The following is a 6444-nucleotide window of genomic DNA, read 5'->3' on the forward strand; positions in this document are numbered from 1 at the left end:
CAGGCCCCCTTCCGCTCGGATGCCGCGATACCGTTCCCAGCAAGGCAACAAGCGTCCTCGAATCCGCTGATCCTCAAGCTCGAACACGCCTGCGTTCTCGATGAGACCGATAGAGCCGCGCTGTGGGCCCTCTCGACCACAACCCGGAAGGTCGAGGCGGATTGCGATCTCTGTCGTGAGGGGGATCGCCCCGAGACCGTGCACCTCGTGGTGGAAGGCCTTGCGTATCGCTACAAGATCCTGCCCGATGGCAAGCGCCAGATCCTGGGCCTGCTGCTCCCGGGTGATTTCTGCGACCTGCACGTGGCGATCCTAGCGCGGCGCGACCACAGCATCGGCACGTTCACACCTTGCGAGATGACAGAGATCCCGCGCACGACGATCGTCGACCTGATCACGACCAGGCCTCATATCGCGCATGCCTTCTGGTGGGCCACCCTCGTTGACGAGGGGATCATGCGCGAGTGGATGGCCAGCATGGGCCAGCGACAAGCGGCCAAGATGGTGGCGCATCTCTTCTGCGAACTGCTGGTCCGCCTGCAGGTTATCGGCCGTGCGACGGCGAGCAGCTACGAGCTACGTATGACGCAGAACGAGCTTGCTGACGTGTTCGGGATCACAGTCGTGCATCTCAACCGCACGCTGCGCGATCTGCGCGCTGAAGATCTGATCGTGCTGAAAAGCGGGCAGCTAGACATCCCTGACGTCGCGCGCCTGAAAGCCTTCTGCGGCTTCAACCCGAATTACCTGCACTTGGACCTTCGCTCGCCAGAGGCTTAAGCTGGATTGAAGCCACGCGGGAAGCTGAAAGCACGAGAGTAGCTCTACAGCTTACGTGCCTCCATCGTGACTCTAGCATTCATGATGGGATCCCCATACGCATCGTGAGCGTTCGCGGTGAAAACGGTTCTACCTTTGTTTCTGTCTTCATCGTGAAGCATGGTCGCGAGTGTCTGGCGTAGTACTTGTGCAAGCTCTTCGGGCCCAGAAAGTACAAGCCCTTCCTTCTCATGTACCCGTGCCTTATCTGATGTAGATATAAAATAACGCGGCATGATTGCCTCCGTTTACTGCCCTAATGTTCAGTTCCAGGCCGATTTTGGCGTGGTGCTTCCCCGTGATTTTTGGTGAAGCTGGACCGTTCGGGATCGCCTTTGGACTTAGCGACCCTACTCCGCATAACTGATGCGACGACGATGACAACGATCAGGGTCATCATTGCCAAGCCGGCGATGAGATACTCATTACCTGGCATGTCAAATGTCCAATTCTGGAAAAAGCACGAGTTCGATAGTCTAATTTAGCGCATGAAAAGACGTAAGATGATTGATATCTAAGGCCAAATCGATGCAGCTATTAATATACTAGCTGTCATGCAATAGGCTGAAATCACGATAAATGTGAAAGACATAGTGATTACGCCTCTCGAGCACAATCGAAGTGCGGCTCCATTGGTCTGATCAGGAGTTCAAGAGACCAACGGAACCGATCGACGCTGACTTCACCGGAACTCCGGCCGGCAATGTTCTAGACGAAATATCAAATGGGATATGATCAATTGCCACTTGCGCAGCAAAATAATTACAAGTTTTTTAGGAGCGTGGGCGATGCGCCATCTGCGCATCGTCTGCCCCGACCATCCGTACGGTCGCGCCCAGGCGGCTCCGGTCGAGCCCCTTCGCAGCGTAGCGCTCATCCACGCGGGCAACCTGCTCCGGCGCTGTGGCACGCTCCACGATGCTCAGATCGCCCCGTACAGCCTGTTCGAGCTGCATCCGCACCGCGCCATCCGCCAGCGCAGCGAGGCCGCTCACGGTGGCAACCACGAGGACGCTGTGTGTGAGGATCGAGGTGAGGGTGAGCATCGTGTATCCTGGGCCGGCCGGGACCGTAGAAGGCCCGCAGGGACCGGGATGCAGCGCGGCGGGCATAGAGCGAGGCCGAATGGGTCCGCGGGCCTTACGGGGCAGCCTTCAGCCGAGAGATGGTGCTGTGGCTCACATTGTAGCTCCGCCCGATCTCGGCGCAGCTCTCGCCGGCGTCGCGCCGTGCGAGGGCCTCGCGCTGCTGGTGCGGGGTGAGCTTGTGCTTCGGTCCCGACCGCACGCCGCGTTCCCGCGCCCGCTTCAGCCCCTCCCCCGTCCGCGCTCGAATCAGCTCGCGCTCGAACTCCGCCAGGCCGCCGAGGATCGTGACCATCAGCCGACCGTGCGCCGTCGTCGTGTCGGCCCAGGCATCCGCTAGGGAGCGGAAGCCTGCGCCGCGCCGCGTGATCTCTTCGAGGACGTTGAGCAAGTCGCGGGTCGACCGGGCGAGGCGATCAAGGCGGGTGACGATCAGCACGTCGCCCTCGGCGAGTCGGCCGATCGCGCGCTTGAGCGCGGCTCGGTCCGCACGTGACCCGCTAGCGGTCTCCTGAAAAACCTTGGAGCAGCCTTCAACCGTCAGGCGCTCGACCTGGGCGGCGAGGCTCTGGTGGTCGGTGGAAACGCGCGCATAGCCGTAGAACATGCCTCAATCGTGCACAGGGATCGTGCACGAATAATGAAGCGCGATCTCAGCGGCTTGGCTTCCGTGCACAATCCCTGGAGCGTGCACACTATACTGACGCTTATGCGAATGGCCGGCGCACGTAGACGGGCCGTCGCGACGCTTAATCTGGCTCCTGTGTCGTATCCAAGGAGTTTGACGGGTTCGCGCCACTGCGCAGAACGACCAGCGCGCGCATCCGGGTCGGCCTATCCTCGGTTGCCATCCAGAGCGTCAGAAGCTCAAGGGTCTCGCTCAGTTCGTGAGAACCTTGATTGAAGAATGCCTCAGGGGAACAGCCAAGCGACTCGGCAAGGAGGTTCAAAAGGGAGAGCGCCCTTGGATCAGTCATTCGTCGCGTCCGCTTAATCTATGTTATTGTGTGCTCATCTAAAGATGCCTGATCTCATCAAATGATAATTTTGAATCAGCATCCTGTATTCAAAATACATAAATACTCAGGGGCGGGAGCGTATGCGGGTGGGTGAGCCTGATCAAATCGAAGTGATCGCACAAGCTTGTATCGAGGCTAACGACCTTATCCAGGAAAGCGGCACGGACATGATGAAGACGATCATGCGGGTGCTACTGTTCGAGATCGGCCAAGAAATTGCTCGCCAGCAAGCTGACTTGCGGGGAGAACCCGCCCGAGTCTGAGGCAGAGTTCCCGTAAATGCCTTATGCGAACGGGCCTACCGTCAGCAAAACGGTCGTTTTCTGACTGTTGTGCAGCGACCCGCAGTTTGGCGTTGACCGCCGACACCGCAAGCTCTCGTTTGTGCAGGTCGAGGGCCATCCAGTTCAGCCCTTCCAGCCGCTCCTCGACGGTGCGCCCGGCCACCGTGATCTGATCCAGTGTCCAAACAGCAGAGCACGAGCCAGCAGGCGGTGTTGCACCAGCGTCCGGAGAGACGCGTACCAGCGGCCAAGCGATCAGATCGTTGTGTCCGTCGTGGATAGGTGCGCACGGGCGCGTGCGGCAGCGAGGTAGCGGCCGATCAGCGCCGCGTAGAGGTCGGGTTTCAAGCCGCGCGCACCCAAGGCGTGCACGATTACCTGGCGACGGCGTCGGCTCACCCCAGCCCGCGAGAGCAGGCCCGTCGCCCGCGGCAATGGAGCGTCTGGCGTGAGCGCCAACGTCAGGGTGACACGCTTGCCGTAGCTCACTTGGAAGTCCGCTACGTCCCGCCAGGCCACTGCGCCGTCAAGGAGGGGGGAGCGGAGCGTCTCGGGCGTCAGCACCAGCAGGGGCGAGCGGCCGCGCCGGTGGACCAACGTCGCGTAGAGGGCCGCCCCGATGACACCCGCGACCACGACGGCGGTTAGGATCTGCTGCGCGAGTGCGTCGTGGGCGATCCCCACGGCCCGCGGGTACAGGACGAAGGCTGCCCCGGCGGCCGCGAACAGTACGGCGAGCACGCCCATCGTCCAGACCATCGGCGCGCCGTTCTCGTAGACCAGCGTCTCTTCGGTCGGCACCGCCGCGGCGGTCTCTTCCAGGTAGGCTCGTTCCGATGCCCGATACGCTCGGGCCGCGGCGAGAAAGTCAGCGCTGAGGCTGCTGCACAGGCCAGCCCAGTCGGCAACCAGCGCGCTCGGCCAAGTACGGTCCTCCGCGCCCAGTGGCCGGGCAGCACGGGTGAACAGGGCGTCGTCGAGGGGGACGCCGAGGGCCGCGATGCGCTGCCTGTCCGGTGGGTGGGTGTCGGTCGGGTGCTCTTGCCGTTCGTCGAGATGCGCTGCCGAGTCGGGAAAACCCACGGCCGGGATCGCATCGAGCACGCCTGCGACGAGGTCGCTCCCCGCCGCGTCCGGCGCGGCGAAGGCGGATCCGAGTGTCTCGCCCACCACCGGCCCGAGGCAGCCGGCGCGCAGCAGGGCAGAGGCGGCGGGTACCGTGCCTGAGACGAGAGCACCGCGCCGGTCGGCTTCGAACTCGCGCACCCGGCTCCAGCGGGCCACGGCCGCATCGAACGTGCCGAGGCTGCGGTGGCCGACATACGCTGCAGGTCGAGTGAGGATGTCGCCGACCCCGGAACCGCCGAGCGCAGCCAGCGCTCGTTGCAGACCGGCGTAGATCGGGGTGAACCGGCGGCTGTAGGCGGTGTCCTCACCCGCGAAGTGCGCAAGTTCATGTCCGATCACCGCGGAAAGCTCGCGTCCGTCGAGCACACCGAGGTAAGGGGCAGGAAGGTAGAGGGTGCGACCAGTCAGGATCGTCCCGTCCATGGCCAAGCGTACGGTGCCCTCCGTGACGAAGAAGCCGCCGGTCAGGCCGACGATCACCGCGTCCGGCGGGAGAGCGTCCTGGCGCCCGGCGAGCTCGCGCACGAGGCGCCATAGGCCGGGGGCCTCCCGCTCATTCAAAGCCTGACCGTTCACATCGATGGGCTCGGGGGTGAACAGCGCGAACACGCCGCGCAGTCCGCGTACGGCACCAATTGCGGCCCAGACCGCGAGAACGGCGATGATCAGCGCGCCAAACAGCAACTTTGCCTCGCCGGCCGAAAACCGCCCAACGAACCACAGGCCCCCAGCCTCGAACAGGGTCACGCTTAGCACAGCGAGACTGAGGCCGATGATCTGCAGGCCGAGCAGTACCGGCAACGCGCGATGCACAAGGCCAAAGCTGGCAAGCAAGGCGTCGCGCGAGCGCCGTGCCCACAGACCTGCTGCCGCCGCGCCTACCAGCGCGACCAGACCAGCTAGCATTGCCAGCATCGTTCCAACGAGGGTCGCATACGGGATCCATGCCCGGGCGCTGGCAAGCGGTCGGTCGCGTTCCGCGCCGGCTAGGGCTTCCTGCGCCTTGTCGGCGGCCAGCGCTGCGCCGTAAGCGGTGCGCGCACCCTCGAACCGGACTGAAGCGTAGGGGTCCGTTGCCGCCAGCAGGCGCAGCTGAACCAACGAGACCGGCAACTCAACGAGCCGGCGGGTGTAAGTCGCGACGGTCTCGTGTCCGCGCTCGACCTCCCAGGCGCCGAGACCCGCGAGTAAGGTTGGCGCACCCACGACCCAGGCAAGGAGCAGGACAATAGGGGGAAGCCGTAAGCCATTGCCTCGCCCCCTCCAAAACCGTGTGATCATGGAGCTCTCGGGGTCGGATGTATAAGGAGACGGGGACGTCCCGTGCGGTTCGGGCAAGCCCTCAGCTCGGCCGAGCACGGCTTTCGTACCGCTGGCAGGACTCGAAATCGCGCACCGAGCGGTTGTAGGTGTCGTTGAACAGCTGCGCCGGCTGGCTCGGATCGCCCTTTGTTTTGATATCCCGAGCCACATCCCGGCCATGGCCGATCACGCTTGCCACCGTGTCGGTGTACCCCGTACATGACGAGTTCGCCTTCGGGCTCATAGCGTCGAACGTCGTCCCAAGCTGACGGTTGGCGTTCGAAACCTCGCCGAGTGCGGCCAAGAACGGGCCCACGTCCGCTTTCGGTCCGAGGGCTTCAAAGCGCTGCACCGCACGCCGGAGGGCGAGGCTGGTCGTGAGCAACCGACGTGCTGGGGCGTCCTCCGGCATAGCCGCTGCACGCCGGTCGTCCCGAGCGAGTTCGCGTTCGAATAGCGCAGTGCCGTAGGCGTCCATCGCCTTGGCGGCGGCTTCGACCTTGGGCACCAGGATCAGGTGCTGCTCGCGCGCGAACTTGTATCCGTCTTCCTTGAACTCGCGGGTGGTCTGGTAGCGGGTCAGCGCCTTCAGTGTCGGATTGAGCTCGCGCAAGCTAGCAAGCAGCCGCGCAGCCTGCGGATCGACCTCCGGGACGGTACTAGGCAGGGCCGTCGCTTTTTCCAACTCGTCGATCACCCCATCGAAATCGACGATGCCGAAGTGGTACCACGCATTGGCCCCGAGCTTCGTGCCGAGCTTGAGCACGCGTTCGTTGTCGCGTCGGTACGCGGCAAGCTGGCGCTCCA

The 6444-nt window shown here is 63.5% G+C and carries 7 protein-coding genes; 2 read left to right on the plus strand and 5 right to left on the minus strand.

Features of this window, described 5'->3' with window-relative positions; all coding sequences use genetic code 11:
* Positions 1-780: Crp/Fnr family transcriptional regulator (locus tag MKK60_RS11035; RefSeq protein ID WP_409567387.1), on the plus strand; the 780-nt coding region annotated here is incomplete at its 5' end.
* A gap of 44 nt (positions 781-824) precedes the next feature.
* Here the strand turns inward: MKK60_RS11035 and MKK60_RS28670 are convergent.
* From MKK60_RS28670 to MKK60_RS11045, 3 genes are all read right to left on the minus strand, one after another.
* Complete coding sequence (locus MKK60_RS28670) at positions 825-1055, minus strand: DUF6894 family protein (protein WP_409567388.1); 231 nt, start codon at positions 1053-1055, stop codon at positions 825-827.
* A 537-nt stretch (positions 1056-1592) separates the two neighbouring features.
* Positions 1593-1865 (minus strand): hypothetical protein, encoded by a 273-nt coding sequence (locus tag MKK60_RS11040; protein WP_243985700.1) that lies wholly within the window; start codon positions 1863-1865, stop codon positions 1593-1595.
* Positions 1866-1959: 94 nt separating this feature from the next.
* On the minus strand, positions 1960-2511 hold the full coding sequence (locus MKK60_RS11045; protein WP_243985701.1) for a recombinase family protein: 552 nt from the start codon (positions 2509-2511) through the stop codon (positions 1960-1962).
* 498 nt (positions 2512-3009) lie between these two features.
* Here MKK60_RS11045 and MKK60_RS11050 point away from each other — a divergent pair, with 498 nt between their 5' ends.
* Positions 3010-3186 (plus strand): hypothetical protein, encoded by a 177-nt coding sequence (locus tag MKK60_RS11050; RefSeq protein WP_243985703.1) that lies wholly within the window; start codon positions 3010-3012, stop codon positions 3184-3186.
* Between the two features lie 276 nt (positions 3187-3462).
* Here the strand turns inward: MKK60_RS11050 and MKK60_RS11055 are convergent, their stop codons facing one another.
* Positions 3463-5436: a M48 family metallopeptidase gene (locus tag MKK60_RS11055; protein WP_243985705.1), complete on the minus strand. Its 1974-nt coding sequence runs from the start codon at positions 5434-5436 to the stop codon at positions 3463-3465.
* Between the two features lie 241 nt (positions 5437-5677).
* On the minus strand, positions 5678-6444 hold a 767-nt coding region (locus MKK60_RS11060; RefSeq protein ID WP_243985707.1), incomplete at its 5' end, for a DUF3829 domain-containing protein.

This window comes from Methylobacterium sp. J-092 (assembly GCF_022829325.1).
GTDB lineage: Bacteria > Pseudomonadota > Alphaproteobacteria > Rhizobiales > Beijerinckiaceae > Methylobacterium.

What these genes read in the sequence shown, in the direction of transcription:
- MKK60_RS28670 (WP_409567388.1), bottom strand. Translation starts at nt 1,055, where the DNA reads ATGCCGCGTTATTTTATATCTACATCAGATAAGGCACGGGTACATGAG.
- MKK60_RS11040 (WP_243985700.1), bottom strand. Translation starts at nt 1,865, where the DNA reads ATGCTCACCCTCACCTCGATCCTCACACACAGCGTCCTCGTGGTTGCC.
- MKK60_RS11045 (WP_243985701.1), bottom strand. Translation starts at nt 2,511, where the DNA reads ATGTTCTACGGCTATGCGCGCGTTTCCACCGACCACCAGAGCCTCGCC.